This is a genomic window from Gardnerella piotii (assembly GCF_003397585.1).
GTDB lineage: Bacteria > Actinomycetota > Actinomycetes > Actinomycetales > Bifidobacteriaceae > Bifidobacterium > Bifidobacterium piotii.
Genome location: NZ_QJUV01000001.1, coordinates 990,075 through 1,005,457, shown reverse-complemented (window position 1 = coordinate 1,005,457; position 15,383 = coordinate 990,075). Strand labels below are relative to the sequence as shown.

The following is a 15,383-nucleotide window of genomic DNA, read 5'->3' as shown; positions in this document are numbered from 1 at the left end:
AAGGAACAAAATGGCCGAGTCAATAGATGAGCAATTCCCAGCAGCGGTTACAGCTCTAAACGAATACCGCGATATTGAAAATCGCATGGGGCAGCCAGAAGTAGCGTCTAATCCAGACGCAATCCGCAAGCTCGGTCGTAGGCATGCAGAACTTGGGTCAATCGTAAGCGCGTACTTAAATTACAAGCAGCTTTGCGAAGACTACGAAGTAGCTAGCGAGATGGCAAGCGAAGACGAAGACTTAGCAAAAGAAGCAAAACATTTAGAAGAACAAATTCCAGCAGCAAAAGAAAAGCTTCGCACAGCGCTGATTCCTAGAGATCCAGACGATGCGCGAGACATGATTATGGAAATCAAAGCTGGTACGGGTGGCGAAGAAGCGGCTCTGTTTGCTGGCGATTTATTGCGCATGTACATGCGTTACGCAGAAAAGCGCGGATGGACTACCGTAATCCAAAGCGAAAACGCGACGGAGCTTGGCGGCGTAAAAGACGTGCAGCTTGCGATTCGCGCAAAAGGCACTCCTGCTCCAGAAGACGGCGTGTGGGCAAGCATGAAGTACGAAGGCGGAGTGCATCGCGTGCAGCGAATCCCAGTTACTGAATCGCAAGGTCGTATTCAAACTTCGGCAGCTGGTGTAATTGTGTTCCCAGAAGCAGACGAAGACGACGACGAAATCGAAATCGATCCAAAAGACCTTAAAATCGATATTTTCATGAGCTCTGGCCCTGGCGGACAGTCCGTGAACACTACTTATTCCGCGGTTCGCATGACGCATATTCCAACGGGAATTGTTGTTAGCATGCAAGATGAAAAGTCGCAGATTCAAAACCGTGCGGCAGCTCTTCGCGTGCTAAAGTCGCGTTTGCTTGCTATGAAGCACGAGCAGGAGGCAGCGGAGGCAGCAGATATGCGCCACTCGCAGGTGCGCTCGTTGGACCGTTCTGAGCGAATCCGCACATACAACTTCCCAGAAAATCGTATTGTGGACCATCGCACGAATTACAAGGCATACAATCTTGACCAGGTGCTTAACGGCGATTTGCAAGCGGTTATAGACAGCGATATTCAGGCGGATGAAGCCGATCGCTTAGCTAAAGCCAAGTAAATAGTAATATCTTTAAACTCGTTGCTTGTGTTGGCTTGCAGAAATTAAATTGTAGAAATTGGCTTGTAGGAATTAGCATCTAGGAATTGCTTGTATTATGCGCGAACTCTTGCAAAATGCTATTGCGTGTCTTTGTAAAGCAGGCGTAGATTCTCCACAATATGACGCTCGTGTACTTTTAGCACACGCTTGTGGCATAAGCTTAGCAGACTTAAACAAAGCGCTAATACTTGGCGATTTTAAGGATTTTTTGCCCGATTATGCTAGCAAATATAGCGATTTTATATCTAGACGTGCCTCGCGCGAGCCATTGCAACACATTATTGGATTCGCCACTTTTCGCTACATAGACCTAATAGTAGGTAAAGGTGTTTTTGTGCCAAGGCCCGAGACAGAAGTGGTAGTTCAAGAGGGAATAGATTGGATTCGCGCAAATAATCTAAAAAATCCTATTGTTTTAGACTTGTGCGCAGGGTCGGGAGCGATTGGATTATCGGTAGCAAGCGAAGTTGCAAACGCGCAAGTGTGGGCTGTTGAAAAATCGCCAGAAGCTTTTGAATATTTGCAAAAAAACTACAACAAAATCGCGGAAAAATATGATATTTTAAACAGATATCACGCAATATTAGGCGATGCTACAAACGTTAATCTGCCTGAAACAGCTGCGATTAAAGAGAAAGTAGACGTAGTAATCACAAACCCACCATACGTGCCAGAAAGCAAGCCACTAGAGCAGATTGAAGCTCGCGACTACGATCCAAAAATGGCGTTATATGGTGGATCTAAAGACGGACTACTAATACCGCAAAAAATTGTAAAAGCGAGTTTTGCGTATTTGCGTAGGGGTGGAATAATGATTATGGAACACGATATTACGCAAGGAGAAGCGCTTGCAGATTATGCAAAAAACGTAGGATTTAGCAGCGCAAAAGTCAAAAACGACTTAACAAACAGAGCAAGATTTGTAGTATGCAAAAAATTGTAGTATGCAAAAAAGAGGCTAAAAATGAGTAAAATTTGCACGATTAACGAAGAATCATTGCAACTTGCGGCGCAAATAATCAACGCGGGCGGAGTAATTGTAGTGCCAACAGACACAGTTTACGGAGTGGCGTGCGATCCATTTAACGAGGATGCAGTAGCGAAAATCTACCAACTAAAGCGCAGACCGCGCACGAAGGCGCTGCAAATTTTAATGAGCAGTGTAAGTGACTTAGAAAAACTTGGGCTTTACTTGCCAAGCCCATTAGACGTGCTTGCGGAAAAATTCCTGCCAGGCGGATATTCGCCAATCGCGCGCGCAAAAAAAGATTCGGTAGCTACAAGGCTTGCTACGCTTTGTAAAGCAGATGAGAACAATGAGCAAAACAAAATCCAAGCTGAAGCAACGCAAGGCGTGCGCGTTCCAGATTGCCCAGAACTAATGAAAATTTTGCGCGTTACGGGGCCATTGGCGGCATCTAGCGCAAATCGCAGCGGAAACGAGAGCGCAGACAGCGTAGAAGAAGCGTTTGCGGCTTTTGGAGACGAAATCCCGCTGTACTTAAACGCTGGCCCAACACGCTCGCATGTAGCAAGCACAGTAGTTGGCGCCGATTCAAGAGACAAAGACGGAATTGTGATTTTGCGCGAAGGTGTAATAAGCGAAGAACAGATAAGAGCAGAAAGTCGCAAGAAATGAGGGTATACCTGTTTATAGCAGCAATCGCAGGAGGCGCAACGTGGCTAATAATGCCGCTTGTACGTCATCTTGCGATTCGCATAGGAGCCGTAGGAAAAGTGCGCGCTCGCGACGTGCACACAATACCTACGCCCCGTATGGGTGGAGTTGGAATGCTATTCGGCTTTGCTGTGTCGATGGCGTTTGCAAGCTCCATGCCTTTTATTTCGGGGCTTTTTGCAGGAACACACCAGCCGTGGGTGGTTTTGGCTGGAGCTGTACTCATATGCCTTTTGGGAGTTTGTGACGACATTTGGGACTTAGATTGGATGCTAAAACTTGCAGGTCAATTACTAATAGCTGTTTTTGTTGCGTGGGGAGGATTACAAATCGTAGCGTTGCCGCTTGGCTCTCTAGTTACAGCGTCTCCAAGTCTTTCAATCGCAATAACCGCAATACTAATCGTGGCTTCAATTAATGCAGTCAACTTTGTAGACGGACTAGATGGACTGGCTTCTGGAATTGTAGCAATTGGCGGAATCGCCTTCGCAACATACTCTTATATTCTTGCGCGCACGTCTCCAAGCTACGCTTCAATGGCAACTCTTATAGACGTTGCAATGGTGGGAATGTGCTTAGGGTTTATTTTGCACAATTGGCATCCAGCAAAGCTTTTTATGGGCGATTCTGGCTCCATGCTAATCGGGTATTTAATAACTTGCGCGTCTATTATAATGACAGGCCACTTAGACCCATCTGCAGTGCACACGAGCATCTATTTGCCAGTATTTATGCCGATTTTGCTTCCGATTTTAGTGCTGTTTTTGCCAGTGTTAGACATGTGTTTAGCAATATGCAGAAGGCTTGCAAAAGGGCAGTCGCCAATGCATCCAGACCGCATGCATTTGCATCACAGAATGTTGCGCATTGGGCATTCTGTGCAAGGAGCAGTGCTTATTTTGTGGGGATGGGCGGCGCTCATATCTTTTGGCTCAATAATGATTCTGTTCTTTAAAGCAGTTTACGTGCTTGTTGGCATGATTATTGCGGCGGCGTTGCTTACGGTTCTTACAATGATGCCATATTTGCGCAGGCGGCTGCCGGAGTTGCGAAATTCGTAAAAAGTGGAGTAGTGTTTGAATTGATGCTAATCGCAGTACCCGTCGCATTAGTCGTAGATAGTCGTAGATAATCGTATATAGTCGTAGATAATAGCGCTGTAGTAGTTTTATATCAAAATGGCCACTAAATATTGTGTATGAAACGCGGCTTTTGCAAACGTCATAGCAAAAACGTATAGTGACCCTATGGTTACAACTGATATGAACATGCAATCTGCGTATACTCCTGTTCCTCCAATTTTCGAAAAGCTCGGCCTCGCGTACGACGATGTGCTTCTGCTTCCAAACGAAACTGATGTAATTCCATCCGAAGTAGATACAACTACTCATCTAACTCGCGAAATCACTATGAAAGTTCCTGCAATTTCTGCAGCAATGGACACAGTAACTGAGTCGGATATGGCTATTGCAATGGCTAGAAATGGCGGAATTGGCGTACTTCACCGCAATCTTTCCATTGATGATCAGGCTGCGCAAGTAGATATTGTTAAGCGCAGTGAGTCTGGCATGATTACCGACCCACTCACTGTTCACCCAGATGCAACGCTCGCAGATTTAGATAAATTGTGCGGGCGTTTTCATATTTCGGGTTTGCCAGTGGTAGATAGCGAAAATCGTCTAGTTGGTATTATTACCAATCGCGATATGCGTTTCATTGCTTCCGAAGACTATGATCGTTTGAAAGTCAAAGACGTGATGACTCGCGAAAATCTCGTCACTGGTCCTTCTAATATTTCTAAAGAAGACGCGCATCGTTTGCTTGCAGACAACAAAGTTGAAAAATTGCCTTTGGTTGATGCAGAAGGCAAGCTTACTGGTTTGATTACTGTTAAGGATTTTGTGAAGACTGAGCAGTATCCAGATGCTACTAAGGATGATCAGGGTCGCTTGCGCGTGGCTGCTGGAATTGGCTTCCTTGGGGATGCTTGGCAGCGTGCATGCGCTCTTATGGAGGCTGGAGTTGACGTGCTTGTGGTTGATACCGCAAACGGAGAGGCTCGCTTGGCTCTAGATATGATTCGCAGAATTAAGGCAGATAGGGCTTTCGACGGCGTACAAATTATTGGCGGAAATATTGCTACTCGCCAAGGCGCGCAAGCTATGATTGATGCTGGTGTTGACGCTGTAAAGGTTGGCGTTGGACCAGGCTCTATTTGCACTACGCGCGTTGTTGCAGGCGTTGGTGTGCCTCAGCTTACTGCTGTTTATGATGCGGCTCAGGCTTGCAAGGCTGCTGGCGTACCATGCATTGCTGATGGTGGTATTCACTATTCTGGCGATATTGCTAAGGCTTTGGTTGCTGGTGCTGACACCGTTATGCTCGGCGGTACTTTGGCTGGTTGCGAGGAAGCTCCTGGTGAAAAGGTTTTGCTTCACGGCAAGCAGTACAAGCTTTATCGTGGCATGGGTTCGCTTGGCGCAATGGCTCCTCGCGGTAAGAAGTCTTATTCGAAGGATCGTTACTTCCAGGCAGACGTTACAAGCTCCGATAAGGTGGTTCCAGAAGGCGTGGAAGGCGAAGTTCCATATCGCGGTCCGCTTAACGCTGTGCTTTACCAGTTGCTCGGCGGATTACATCAGTCTATGTTCTACGTTGGTGCTCACAATATTAAGGAAATGCAAGAGCGCGGACGCTTTATTCGCATTACGGATGCGGGTCTTCGCGAATCGCATCCTCACGATATTGTGATGACTGCAGAAGCGCCAAACTACAGCGGTTTCCACAACTAAATCGCGAGTTGTGCGCGAGTTGTGCGTATAAGTCGCGTATAAATCGCAAGTATTTTTGCACTAAACGGCGAAAAGTTAGCTAAGTCTTATTTTCTACTTTCTAACTTTTCGTCGTTTTTGTTTGTTTAAACATTATGATTGCTGTTGTATGTATATTGTATTACAATAGCAATTTAATAAAAATAAAAATCATTAGAAAGTGTGTATAAAATTGTCTGCAATATTGGTTAGCGATAGCGTCAAAAGTAAATATGCTGAAAATACGCATCAAGCAACTGTGAGTTTTCGCACAGATTCTAGAGTTAAAGAGGAAGCAAAAAAATTATTTTCTTCAATGGGAATGGATTTGTCGACTGCGATTAATGTCTTTTTAAGACAGTCAATTGTTGATCAGGCTATGCCTTTTTTGATTACTCGTGAAAGCCGTGAAAGTGTTGAAGCTCGTCGTCAAGCTGAAGCTCATGATGGAAAATCATTTAATAACACAGATGACCTTATGCAGGATTTATTAGATGCTTAAATCAGTATTTCGTACAACTCAATTTAAAAAAGAGTTCAAAGCTTTATTGAAAAAGCATGTAGATCCAATAAAATTCAAGCATGCAATCGATGCCCTAATGAAACAAGATAAGCAACTGTTGTCTACTCGATATAAAGATCATTCTCTTACTGGTAATTGGAAAGGGTATAGGGAAATTCATATTGAGGGGGATTGGCTTCTGATTTATAAGATTGAGAAAGAAGAATTGCAGCTTGTGCTCACTAGAACTGGCTCTCATGATGATTTGTTTAATTGATTTTAGGGTCTAGTAGTCTGTACGAAGATGTAGGCTGATGGGTTCGAAAAAATATTAGGAAAGGAACGAAAATGGCAGAAGCTAAGGAAGATCTTACGTTTACGCCGGAAGAATCGCGCTTAATTTGGATCGATTGCGAGATGACGGGACTCGATATTTTCCACGACGAATTATGCGAAGTGTCTGTAGTTCCAACCGATTTTAATTTGAAAGTTCTAGACGACGGTATTGATTTAGTGATTAAGCCGAGCGATGCTGCTGTGGCTAATATGAACGATTTTGTGCGCAATATGCACACTTCTTCTGGACTTGTTGACGAGTGGAATAAGAACGGTTTGCCTTTGGAAGAAGCGCAAAAGCAGGTTGTTGAGTATGTAAAGCGTTTCCTGCCAGAGCGCGGAAAAGCTCATCTTGCTGGAAACTCGGTTGGTTCCGACAAAAAGTTCCTCGACCGTTATATGCCAGATTTAATGGCAAATTTGCACTATCGTGTAATCGACGTAAGCACGTTGAAGGAGATTTCGCGCAGGCTTTACCCGGACGTTTACCGCAATAAGCCGGCAAAACATGGCGGTCACCGTGCGCTCGCGGATATTATTGAGTCGATTGACGAGTTGCGCTACTACCGAGACATGATGTTCGTTCCAGCTCCAGGACCAAGCGAATCCAAGGCAAAAGCGGGCGCGCAACACATTGAAAGCACGAGCTTGCTTCGTGACTATGAGCGCCGCGGTGAAGCATTAGAAGACGTAAATTCCGCAGAAAAGCGCGATTATTAAACAAAGCGTGACTATTAAACGCATTAAACGTAATAGCGCAAATAGCGCAAATAAAAGGTGCTGCCAATGAAGCAATCGGAAGCGTTAGAAATAATCAATGCAGGCGCAAGTGTGTTTTTAACGGGCGCTCCTGGGTCGGGAAAAACGTATGTTCTAAATCGTGCTGTGCGCTCAATGCGCGAGAACGGTTTAAGCGTTGCAGTAACGGCTTCAACGGGCATTGCAGCAACGCATTTGAACGGCCAAACCATTCACTCGTGGAGTGGAACAGGCGTTGCAAACGCGCTTACCGATTCGCTTCTTAAAACCATTAGAGCTAGGCGCGCAAAGCGCATAAAAGCCACAGACGTGCTTGTGTTGGACGAAGTTTCCATGATTCACGCTTGGCTTTTCGACATGGTTGACGAAGTGTGCCGCAAGGTGCGCAAAAATGATTTGCCTTTTGGTGGACTGCAAGTGGTGGTTTCTGGCGACTTCTTCCAGCTGCCTCCAGTTAGCACGTCTACGCGAAATCGCGATGTATTCGAGCCTAGCCCGGAGTTTATTACATCGCGCGAAAAGTATGCTGCTGCTGGCAAAAATCCCGAAGGCTATATTACGGAATCGTTTGCGTGGGATTCTCTAAAACCTGTTGTGTGCTATTTAACAGAGCAACACAGGCAAGATGATGGCAAGCTTCTTAGCGTTTTAACGGATATTCGAAGTGGCATTGTGAGTAATGAAGATAAGCAAGTTCTTGCTAGTCGACTTGGCGAATATCCTCAAGATAGCGAAGTTTCGGTTCATCTTTTTCCAACAAACGCGCAAGCGGACGGCTTAAATAATGTTCAACTTGCTGCGATTGATGCTGAGCCTCACGAATTTGTAGCAACGGAAGCTGGCCCTAAAAATCTTGTAGAGCGCTTAAAAAAGAACATGCTTGCGCCTGAGCGTCTTGTATTAAAGGCTGGTGCGGCTGTAATGGCTTTGCGAAATGACCAAGATAAGCAATATGTGAACGGTTCTGTTGGGCGAGTTTTGCGATTTGCACCTGAATCCAAAGGTGGCTGGCCGATTGTTGAGTTTGAAAACGGCAATATTGTTACTCTTAAGCCTGCTGCTTGGGAGATGACAGATGGCGAAACTGTTCTTGCTAGCGTAAATCAAGTGCCACTTAGATGCGCGTGGGGAATTACGATTCATAAGTCGCAAGGAATGACGCTTGATAGTGCAGTTATGGATTTGCGCCGTACTTTTGCGCCTGGAATGGGCTATGTTGCGCTTTCGCGTGTGGAAAATTTGAGCGGGCTTTATTTAGAGGGCATTAATGACCGCGCGTTTAGCGTTTGCGCGGATGCTGTGATTCTTGATAGCTCTTTGCGCGAGGCTTCTGAGAAAGCAAGTAAGCTTCTTGCTAACAGTGGTGCTAATTCTTTAGTAAAAAACACGTTAGAAAACGAATTCGCCAGTCAGCAGGAACTTGATATTTTTGCAAGTACTAGCAACGATGAGTTTGGATTCAATGACGAGTTTTAGTTGAAAATTACCTATTGTGAATTTGTTTAGTAGCGTAAACAAGTGTTTATGTCCTCGTGCGCAAATAGATTGGAACGCATGGGTTCTAATGTACTTCGTATGTCTAAGCTGTTCCTTCGTACGCTGCGCGAAGATCCAGCAGACGCGGACGTTAATTCCGCAAAACTTATGCAGCGCGCAGGCTACATTCGTAAATCTGCTCCAGGCGTGTGGACGTGGTTGCCGCTTGGTCTAAAGGTACTCAATAAAGTTCAAGCGATTATTCGCGAAGAAATCAACGGTATTGGCGCTCAAGAAGTTCACTTCCCAGCGCTTCTTCCACGCGAGCCATACGAGGCTACAAACCGTTGGGAAGAGTACGGCGACAACATTTTCCGTCTTAAAGATCGCCATGAGGCTGACTATCTTCTTGCTCCAACGCACGAAGAAGTCTTTACTCTTCTTGTAAAAGATATGTATTCTTCGTACAAGGATTTGCCACTAACTTTGTACCAGATTCAAACGAAGTATCGCGACGAATTCCGTCCGCGCGCAGGTCTTATTCGCGGACGCGAGTTTATTATGCAAGACGCTTACTCGTTCTCGATTGACGAAGACGGCTTAAAGTCTGCTTATGTTGAAGAGCGCGCTGCTTACGCTCGAATTTTTGACCGCTTGGGCATTAAATACGTGATTGTTCACGCTGTTTCTGGCCCTATGGGCGGATCGGATTCCGAGGAGTTCTTGGCTCCAATGGCAATTGGCGAAGATACTTTTGCGCTTGCTCCTTCTGGAAAAGCTTGGAACGTTGAGGCTTTGACCACACCAGAAATGCAAGATGTTGACTGCTCGGCAACTCCTAAAATGGAAGCTCTTGATACTCCAGATGCTAAGACGATTGAAGCTTTGGTTAAAGTTTCTAACGATTTGCATCCACGCAAAGACGGCCGCGAATGGCAAGCAAGCGATACTTTGAAGAACTTGATTATTGCTGTTAAGCACCCTGCAGATGCTGTCGGCGGCGAGCACGAGGAGCCATGGCGCGAAATCGTAGCTATTGGTGTTCCAGGAGATCGCCAGGTAGATATGAAGCGTCTTGAAGCTCAATTTGCTCCTGCAGAAATCGAAGAGGCAACCGAGGATGACTTAAAGTCTCATCCTGAGTTTGTTAAGGGATATATTGGCGCTGGCGTGTTAGGTCCTCAAGCTCGCAAAGAGGGTAGTGGAATTGAAAATCCTGTCCGCTACTTGATGGATGCTCACGTTGCAAAGGGAAGCGCCTGGATTACAGGAGCAGATGAAGACGGTAAGCACATTTACAACGCTGTTTACGGCCGCGATTTTGAAGCGGACGGCGTTGTTGAGGCAGCCCAGGTTCGCGATGGAGATATGAGCCCAGATGGTTCTGGTCCATTGAGCTTCGAACGCGGTGTGGAAATCGGACAGGTGTTCCAGCTTGGCTTAAAGTATTCTAAGGCTTTGGGCTTAAGCGTTCTTAACGAAAACGGCAAAGCTGTGCCAGTTTGGATGGGATGCTACGGTATTGGCGTTAGCCGCGTTATTGCGTGCCTTGCAGAAACACATCACGATGATGCTGGCCTTGCGTGGCCTATGGCAATTGCTCCTGCCCAGGTTCATATTGTTGCTACTGGCAAAGATCAAGTTGCTTTCGACGCTGCCGAGAAAGTTGTTGAAGAGCTTAGCAAGCAGGGAATCGAAGTAATATTCGACGATCGTCCAAAGGTTTCTCCAGGCGTAAAGTTTAAGGATGCGGAGCTTGTTGGCGTGCCGCTGATTGCTGTAGCTGGCCGAGATACTGTGAACAATGGCACGATTGAAATCCGCAATCGCAACGGTTCAAACGTTGAAGCAGTTCCAGTGGATGAGGCTGCTAGCCGCATTGTAGAGCGCGTTCGCGAGCAATTGTAATCGCAATAATTTGTAACAGCTAATCAGTGATTACAGCTAATCAGTGATTAAACAATTGAACAATTAAAACAATATTGCCGTTGATATAATGCTTTGCATGTTTTGCATGTGTGCGCATTATTTTCAGCGGCAATATTGCTATGAATAACAGTAGTAAAATTTTAAACAACACTATGTTTGAGTCTAATGTTTAATATTATTAGACTTTTCTAAAAATCATTGGCGCCTCCTTCAATATCGTTGTATTGTTCTTCATCTAATTGGCCTCCAAAATCACTTATTTCTGCATCTTCTTGAGAATCTTCTTGAGAATTATCTTGAATAGAAGAATTTGATTTAGAAGACATTGGATTTTTCATTGCAAAGTTTTGATTTTGACTATCTCCATTTTTGCTATAGTCTTTGTTTTTAGACTCTGCGTTTGCAACGCTTTTGTTTCTAGCATACGAAGTCTTAGTAAATTCACTGATTCCGCGATTTAGGTCGTGTCCTATTGATGTTGCTTCTAGAACCACTCGCGATCGGTCTTCTCCATCTTTGTGCCAAGATTCCGTATTTAAATTTCCGCAAACTACGATTGCGTCTCCCTTATGCACGCTTTTTAACACGTTTGATGCTAGCGACTTGTACGCTTTTACAGTCATCCATGTTGTTGGGCGCTCCTTCCAAGCTTTTTCTTCGTTATGGTAGTAAGAAGAAGTGCTTCCGATTCTTAGCGAGCATGCGGGCGCGTTTTCGTTGCGACTAAAGTTTACAGGGTCGCTTCCAACGTAACCGCTGATTGTTAATGTTGCTTGTTGCTGTGCCATATTTTTCAACCTTTCAAGAGTTTGGACTGCGACTAATTTAAGTCTCGAAGTTCATCGCGCAAAACCGTGTTGATTATCGTGGCTTTTGGCAAATTCGCCGCAGTAGAATCAACTATGAATTATGGAAAATAGTTGCGCAATATATTTTTATAAATGTGGTTAAAGCCTATGTTTTATTCACATTGATTAAAAAGTCTTGACAAAATATGCAAAAGCGAGTATCGGATTAAAAGTCTAAAAAATATATGTAGATTGGTATACTTAAAGGAGCGGTTTTTGTTTTGTTTAGCATAGAGTGAGCCTAGATTTTATTTACTTCTACTTACTGTAATGCTAAACATAAAATTGCTAAGAGATAGTTATGTTCGTATACGAGAGAGGACTACACTTATGTGGAATAAGTTGCATGTGTTTTCTGTAAAGAAATGCCTAGCTGTTGCAACATCGGCTGTTGCTTGTGTGGCAATGATTGGATCTACTGCAGTATCTGCTAGTGCATTGGTTGATTTGCCTAATAACAGCGTTGCAAATGTTAATACAAATTGGCAGATTAAAGACAGTAAAGTCGCAAGCTACATTTTAGGCGAAATACGTAATTTGCGCTTAAAGTATTATCAAGATGGCGTTACACTTATGAATGGCATGCCTCTTGCGGATTATGTTACTTCTAAGGGTCTTACAAAAGAGCAATATATTGATGGTATTCGCTACGATCGCGCAAACGAAGAAGATGCGTATCGTCGCGCAGCAGAAACTGCTAAGCATGGACAGATTGATCATTTGGCGGCAGACGGCGTAAATCCTCCAGACTACACTGGTCGTAAGGCTTGGGGCGAGAACCTTGCTTGGGGCGAAAATGCGAAAGAATCTATGTATGATTGGGCACACGAAGAGGAATCCCAATTACGTCAAGCTAATGGCATGATAAACGGTGATAACGCTCACTTATATTAAATTTTGAACCCAGAAAACATTTCCTTCGGTTATGGTGAGGCTGCTGGCGGTCCTCACGGAAGAGTATCTGCTTTAACTTTGTCAACTCAAGTTGGAGATACCGACTATCAAAATGGCAAGCTAAATAGCAATAACGCTACTAACCTTGATTTTGCTTGGATTATTCGAGACAACGATATTGCTGTTGGTGCAAATGCCTATAGCGATAAGCCTCTTGAGTATCGTTGGCTTTCTTACAATTTGAGTACTCAACAGTGGGCAACTATTGCTGATTGGAGTACTGGAAACTGGGCTTCTTGGGTTACAAGGCCAGGCGACTATTGGTTGCATTGCGAAGTACGCGATCCTTCTACCAAGAAAGTTATTTTAGAGAAGACAATTGCTTTCCACTACACGGTTCCAAGCCAGACTGTTATTGCTGGAACGTACGCTGCATGGCAGGGTAATAGTGTTCTTCTTGGCGCAACTACTAATAATCCTAATGGTTCTACCAAGATTAAGATCTACGATTACAACGCTAAGCAGTGGGTTGAAGGATTTGATGGTCCTTGGGCTTTGTGGAGCCCACGTCCAGGTATCTATTGGACTCATTTTGAGGCATATGATCAGAACGGCAACTTGTCGGATGTTAAGACATACGCCTTTGGCGTGTGAGTTTGATTAGCTGGTCTGATTATTTGGTCTGATTAGCAAGTCACATAAACATAAAAAGAATCAATATAAAAAGCCTGCTTACGTATTAAACGTTTGCAGGCTTTTTGTTTATATTATTTGCGACTTACAAAATGTTGCGATTTACCAAATGTGTACGCGCTCAGCAGGGGCGAGCCACATTTCGTCGCCTTCTTTAACGTCGAATGCGTTGTAGAACAAGTCAACGTTGCGCGCAATGCCGTTAGTGCGGCACTCTGCAGGGGAGTGTGGGTCGATTTGAAGGTATTGCTCCGCAATCTCGTTACGAGACTTTGAACGCCACACAAGCGCGTAGCTTAAGAAGAATCGTTGCAAAGCAGTGAAGCCATCTACCTTAGGAGCGTTCAGCAAAGTTTCGCGAATTGCATCGTCGCTTCCGTCAATCTCTTGACCATTGCTCTTTTGCAAAGCAAAAGCGTACGCTTTAAGCGCAATAGTTACGCCGCTTAAATCGCCAATATTTTCGCCGATTGTTAAAGCGCCATTTACGTGAGGCATTGCATTGCGTTCTTCTTTGCTCTTTAAGTGAGAATACTTAACAATAAGCTGCGTTGGAGTAAAAGCATTGTATTGCTCAATAAGCGCTTTAGTGCGCTCAGTGAAGTTGGTTTTGTCTTCTTCAGTCCACCAATTGTTAAGCACGCCGTCGCCATCGTATTCGCAACCTTGATCGTCAAAACCGTGGCCGATTTCGTGGCCAATTACTGCACCAATAGCACCGTAATTTGCTGCGTCTGGAGCACTTGGGCTAAAGAATGGAGGTTGTAAAATCGCAGCTGGGAACACGATTACGTTAAGCAGTGGATCGTAGTAAGCGTTTACGGTTTGCGGAGTCATCTGCCACTCTTCGCGATCCACAGGTTCTCCAGCTTTTGCAGTATACCTACCAAACACAAATCGAGAAACTTCGCGCATATTCTCAATTAAGCCAGCGTCTTCCTTAATATTTAGCGCAGAGTAGTCAATCCAATGATTTGTGTAACCAATATTTGGTTCAAACTTGCTAAGCTTTTCCAAAGCCTTTGCCTTAGTCTCCTCGCCAAGCCAGCTGCTGTTAGAAATAGATACGCGGTAAGCGTTAATAAGATTGCTAACTAAGCCTTCCATATACTTTTTAGAAGACTCAGGGAAGTGCAAGCGCACATATTCACGGCCAACTTCTTCGCCGCAAGCATCGTCAACAACTCCGATTGCGCGCTTCCAGCGGTCGCGCGGCTTGGTGGCGCCAGAAAGCACTTTGCCGTAGAAGTCGAATCGCGCTTGTGCAAAGTCCTCGCTTAACATGCTTGCCCAGCACAAAATCACATGAACGCGTGCCCAAAGCTTTAGATCTTCTAAGTTCGCTTCTTGCCAAATCTTATTCAATCCTTCTATAAAGCTTGGCTCGTGAACTACTACTTTGCTAAAAGCTTTGCGAAGATCTATTGGCTGATTCTTTGCTTCTTCCGAGTTATCGTAAGATTTTTGAGCAGCATCTAAGAAAGCGTCAAGGTTTAACGCTTCAAGCGTTTTTGCCAAATCTTCATAATCGTAAGGATTATAAGTTTTTTGAGAATCGCGTGTTGCTACGTTATCCCAGTGGTTGCTTGCGATTTGTGTTTCCACCTTCAAGAAACGTTCCGATTGCTCGCTTGTAGTAGTGGCATCTCCGTAACCAGCTAATCGCAGCAACTTTGCTACCATTTTTACGTATTCAGCGCGAATCGGAGCGTAATTATCTTCGCGATAGTATGCTTCGTCTGGCAAGCCCAATCCAGCCTGCTCAATGTGCATAATATTCGTCTTAGGGTCTTTAGGATCTCCGTATACGCCAAAAGCAAACATTGCATTTGGGCCGCCGTATGGAGTAAGAGAAGCAATAGTGCGAACTAAGTCTTCTTTGCTGCTAGCTGCATCAACAGCGTCTAAATCGCTCTTAATTGGCGTAATTCCAGCTTTTTCAATAGATGCAGTATCTAAATAGTTACGGTATAAGATTCGCGACTTTTTGGCTGGGCAATCTTCGCTTTCTAAAATATCTCGAATTTGCGTCTCTGCATCTTCTGCAAGCTTGTAGAAAGCACCAAACATTGGTTTGTCTTCTGGAAGAGTGTAAGTGTCAATCCAAGAACCGTTTACGTAACGGAATAAATCGTCTTGTGGTCGAATAACCGAAGAGAAGGAAGCTGGGTCAAAATTTACAGCAGAAATTTCCTTCTGCGATTCTTTATTATTATTTTCATTGTTATTAGGCATGTGCCTAGATTACAAGTATTAAGCGACATCATTGGCTAGTATTTTCGCCATATTTTGTGCTATTTTCGTGCCT

13 protein-coding genes and 1 pseudogene are annotated in these 15,383 nt (G+C 44.5%); 12 read left to right on the top strand and 2 right to left on the bottom strand.

Features of this window, described 5'->3' with window-relative positions; translation table 11 throughout:
• The first annotated feature begins 10 nt into the window (after positions 1-10).
• The 10 genes from prfA (at position 11) to D0T20_RS04400 (ending at position 10,619) form a co-directional block, all read left to right on the top strand.
• The gene (gene prfA / locus D0T20_RS04445) at positions 11-1,108 is read left to right on the top strand and encodes a peptide chain release factor 1 (RefSeq protein ID WP_116438507.1); all 1,098 of its coding nucleotides are present in this window, start codon (positions 11-13) and stop codon (positions 1,106-1,108) included.
• A gap of 97 nt (positions 1,109-1,205) precedes the next feature.
• Positions 1,206-2,093 (top strand): peptide chain release factor N(5)-glutamine methyltransferase, encoded by an 888-nt coding sequence (gene prmC / locus D0T20_RS04440; protein ID WP_116438506.1) that lies wholly within the window; start codon positions 1,206-1,208, stop codon positions 2,091-2,093.
• A 21-nt stretch (positions 2,094-2,114) separates the two neighbouring features.
• Complete coding sequence (locus tag D0T20_RS04435; RefSeq protein WP_116438505.1) at positions 2,115-2,789, top strand: L-threonylcarbamoyladenylate synthase; 675 nt, start codon at positions 2,115-2,117, stop codon at positions 2,787-2,789.
• Entirely contained in the window at positions 2,786-3,889 is a 1,104-nt protein-coding gene (locus D0T20_RS04430; protein ID WP_116438504.1) for an MraY family glycosyltransferase, read from the top strand. The genes D0T20_RS04435 and D0T20_RS04430 overlap by 4 nt, the downstream gene beginning before the upstream one ends.
• Before the next feature lie 186 nt (positions 3,890-4,075).
• Positions 4,076-5,620 (top strand): IMP dehydrogenase, encoded by a 1,545-nt coding sequence (gene guaB / locus D0T20_RS04425; protein WP_116438503.1) that lies wholly within the window; start codon positions 4,076-4,078, stop codon positions 5,618-5,620.
• A gap of 211 nt (positions 5,621-5,831) precedes the next feature.
• Positions 5,832-6,140 (top strand): type II toxin-antitoxin system RelB/DinJ family antitoxin, encoded by a 309-nt coding sequence (locus tag D0T20_RS04420; protein ID WP_116438502.1) that lies wholly within the window; start codon positions 5,832-5,834, stop codon positions 6,138-6,140.
• Complete coding sequence (locus D0T20_RS04415; RefSeq protein WP_004136925.1) at positions 6,133-6,417, top strand: type II toxin-antitoxin system RelE/ParE family toxin; 285 nt, start codon at positions 6,133-6,135, stop codon at positions 6,415-6,417. The genes D0T20_RS04420 and D0T20_RS04415 overlap by 8 nt, the downstream gene beginning before the upstream one ends.
• A gap of 71 nt (positions 6,418-6,488) precedes the next feature.
• Positions 6,489-7,196, top strand: coding sequence for an oligoribonuclease (gene orn, locus D0T20_RS04410; protein ID WP_116438501.1), 708 nt, complete (start codon positions 6,489-6,491; stop codon positions 7,194-7,196).
• Between the two features lie 66 nt (positions 7,197-7,262).
• Entirely contained in the window at positions 7,263-8,711 is a 1,449-nt protein-coding gene (locus D0T20_RS04405; protein WP_116438500.1) for a PIF1 family DEAD/DEAH box helicase, read from the top strand.
• 78 nt (positions 8,712-8,789) lie between these two features.
• A complete protein-coding gene (locus tag D0T20_RS04400) occupies positions 8,790-10,619 on the top strand; it encodes a proline--tRNA ligase (protein ID WP_162862684.1) in 1,830 nt (609 codons plus the stop codon).
• A 209-nt stretch (positions 10,620-10,828) separates the two neighbouring features.
• Here the strand turns inward: D0T20_RS04400 and D0T20_RS04395 are convergent, their stop codons facing one another.
• Positions 10,829-11,428, bottom strand: coding sequence for a single-stranded DNA-binding protein (locus D0T20_RS04395; RefSeq protein ID WP_116438499.1), 600 nt, complete (start codon positions 11,426-11,428; stop codon positions 10,829-10,831).
• Positions 11,429-11,818: 390 nt separating this feature from the next.
• Between D0T20_RS04395 and D0T20_RS06480 the strand changes: the two genes are divergently transcribed.
• Positions 11,819-12,382 carry a spore germination YkwD domain-containing protein gene (locus D0T20_RS06480; protein WP_198684160.1) on the top strand — a complete coding sequence of 188 codons (564 nt, stop codon included), beginning with the start codon at positions 11,819-11,821 and terminating at the stop codon, positions 12,380-12,382.
• A 141-nt stretch (positions 12,383-12,523) separates the two neighbouring features.
• Positions 12,524-13,036, top strand: a pseudogene (locus D0T20_RS06475) (1,4-beta-N-acetylmuramidase); the annotation flags it as partial.
• A 141-nt stretch (positions 13,037-13,177) separates the two neighbouring features.
• On the opposite strand, the gene D0T20_RS04385 reads toward D0T20_RS06475, so the two are convergent.
• Positions 13,178-15,310 carry a M13 family metallopeptidase gene (locus D0T20_RS04385; RefSeq protein ID WP_116438498.1) on the bottom strand — a complete coding sequence of 711 codons (2,133 nt, stop codon included), beginning with the start codon at positions 15,308-15,310 and terminating at the stop codon, positions 13,178-13,180.
• Positions 15,311-15,383 lie beyond the last annotated feature (73 nt).

Excerpts from the sequence above, each read along its gene's own strand:
- D0T20_RS04385 (WP_116438498.1), bottom strand. The coding sequence starts at position 15,310 with ATGCCTAATAACAATGAAAATAATAATAAAGAATCGCAGAAGGAAATT.
- D0T20_RS04415 (WP_004136925.1), top strand. The coding sequence starts at position 6,133 with ATGCTTAAATCAGTATTTCGTACAACTCAATTTAAAAAAGAGTTCAAA.
- D0T20_RS04400 (WP_162862684.1), top strand. The coding sequence starts at position 8,790 with ATGGGTTCTAATGTACTTCGTATGTCTAAGCTGTTCCTTCGTACGCTG.
- prmC (WP_116438506.1), top strand. The coding sequence starts at position 1,206 with ATGCGCGAACTCTTGCAAAATGCTATTGCGTGTCTTTGTAAAGCAGGC.
- prfA (WP_116438507.1), top strand. The coding sequence starts at position 11 with ATGGCCGAGTCAATAGATGAGCAATTCCCAGCAGCGGTTACAGCTCTA.
- D0T20_RS06480 (WP_198684160.1), top strand. The coding sequence starts at position 11,819 with ATGTGGAATAAGTTGCATGTGTTTTCTGTAAAGAAATGCCTAGCTGTT.
- D0T20_RS04395 (WP_116438499.1), bottom strand. The coding sequence starts at position 11,428 with ATGGCACAGCAACAAGCAACATTAACAATCAGCGGTTACGTTGGAAGC.
- orn (WP_116438501.1), top strand. The coding sequence starts at position 6,489 with ATGGCAGAAGCTAAGGAAGATCTTACGTTTACGCCGGAAGAATCGCGC.
- D0T20_RS04435 (WP_116438505.1), top strand. The coding sequence starts at position 2,115 with ATGAGTAAAATTTGCACGATTAACGAAGAATCATTGCAACTTGCGGCG.
- guaB (WP_116438503.1), top strand. The coding sequence starts at position 4,076 with ATGGTTACAACTGATATGAACATGCAATCTGCGTATACTCCTGTTCCT.
- D0T20_RS04430 (WP_116438504.1), top strand. The coding sequence starts at position 2,786 with ATGAGGGTATACCTGTTTATAGCAGCAATCGCAGGAGGCGCAACGTGG.
- D0T20_RS04405 (WP_116438500.1), top strand. The coding sequence starts at position 7,263 with ATGAAGCAATCGGAAGCGTTAGAAATAATCAATGCAGGCGCAAGTGTG.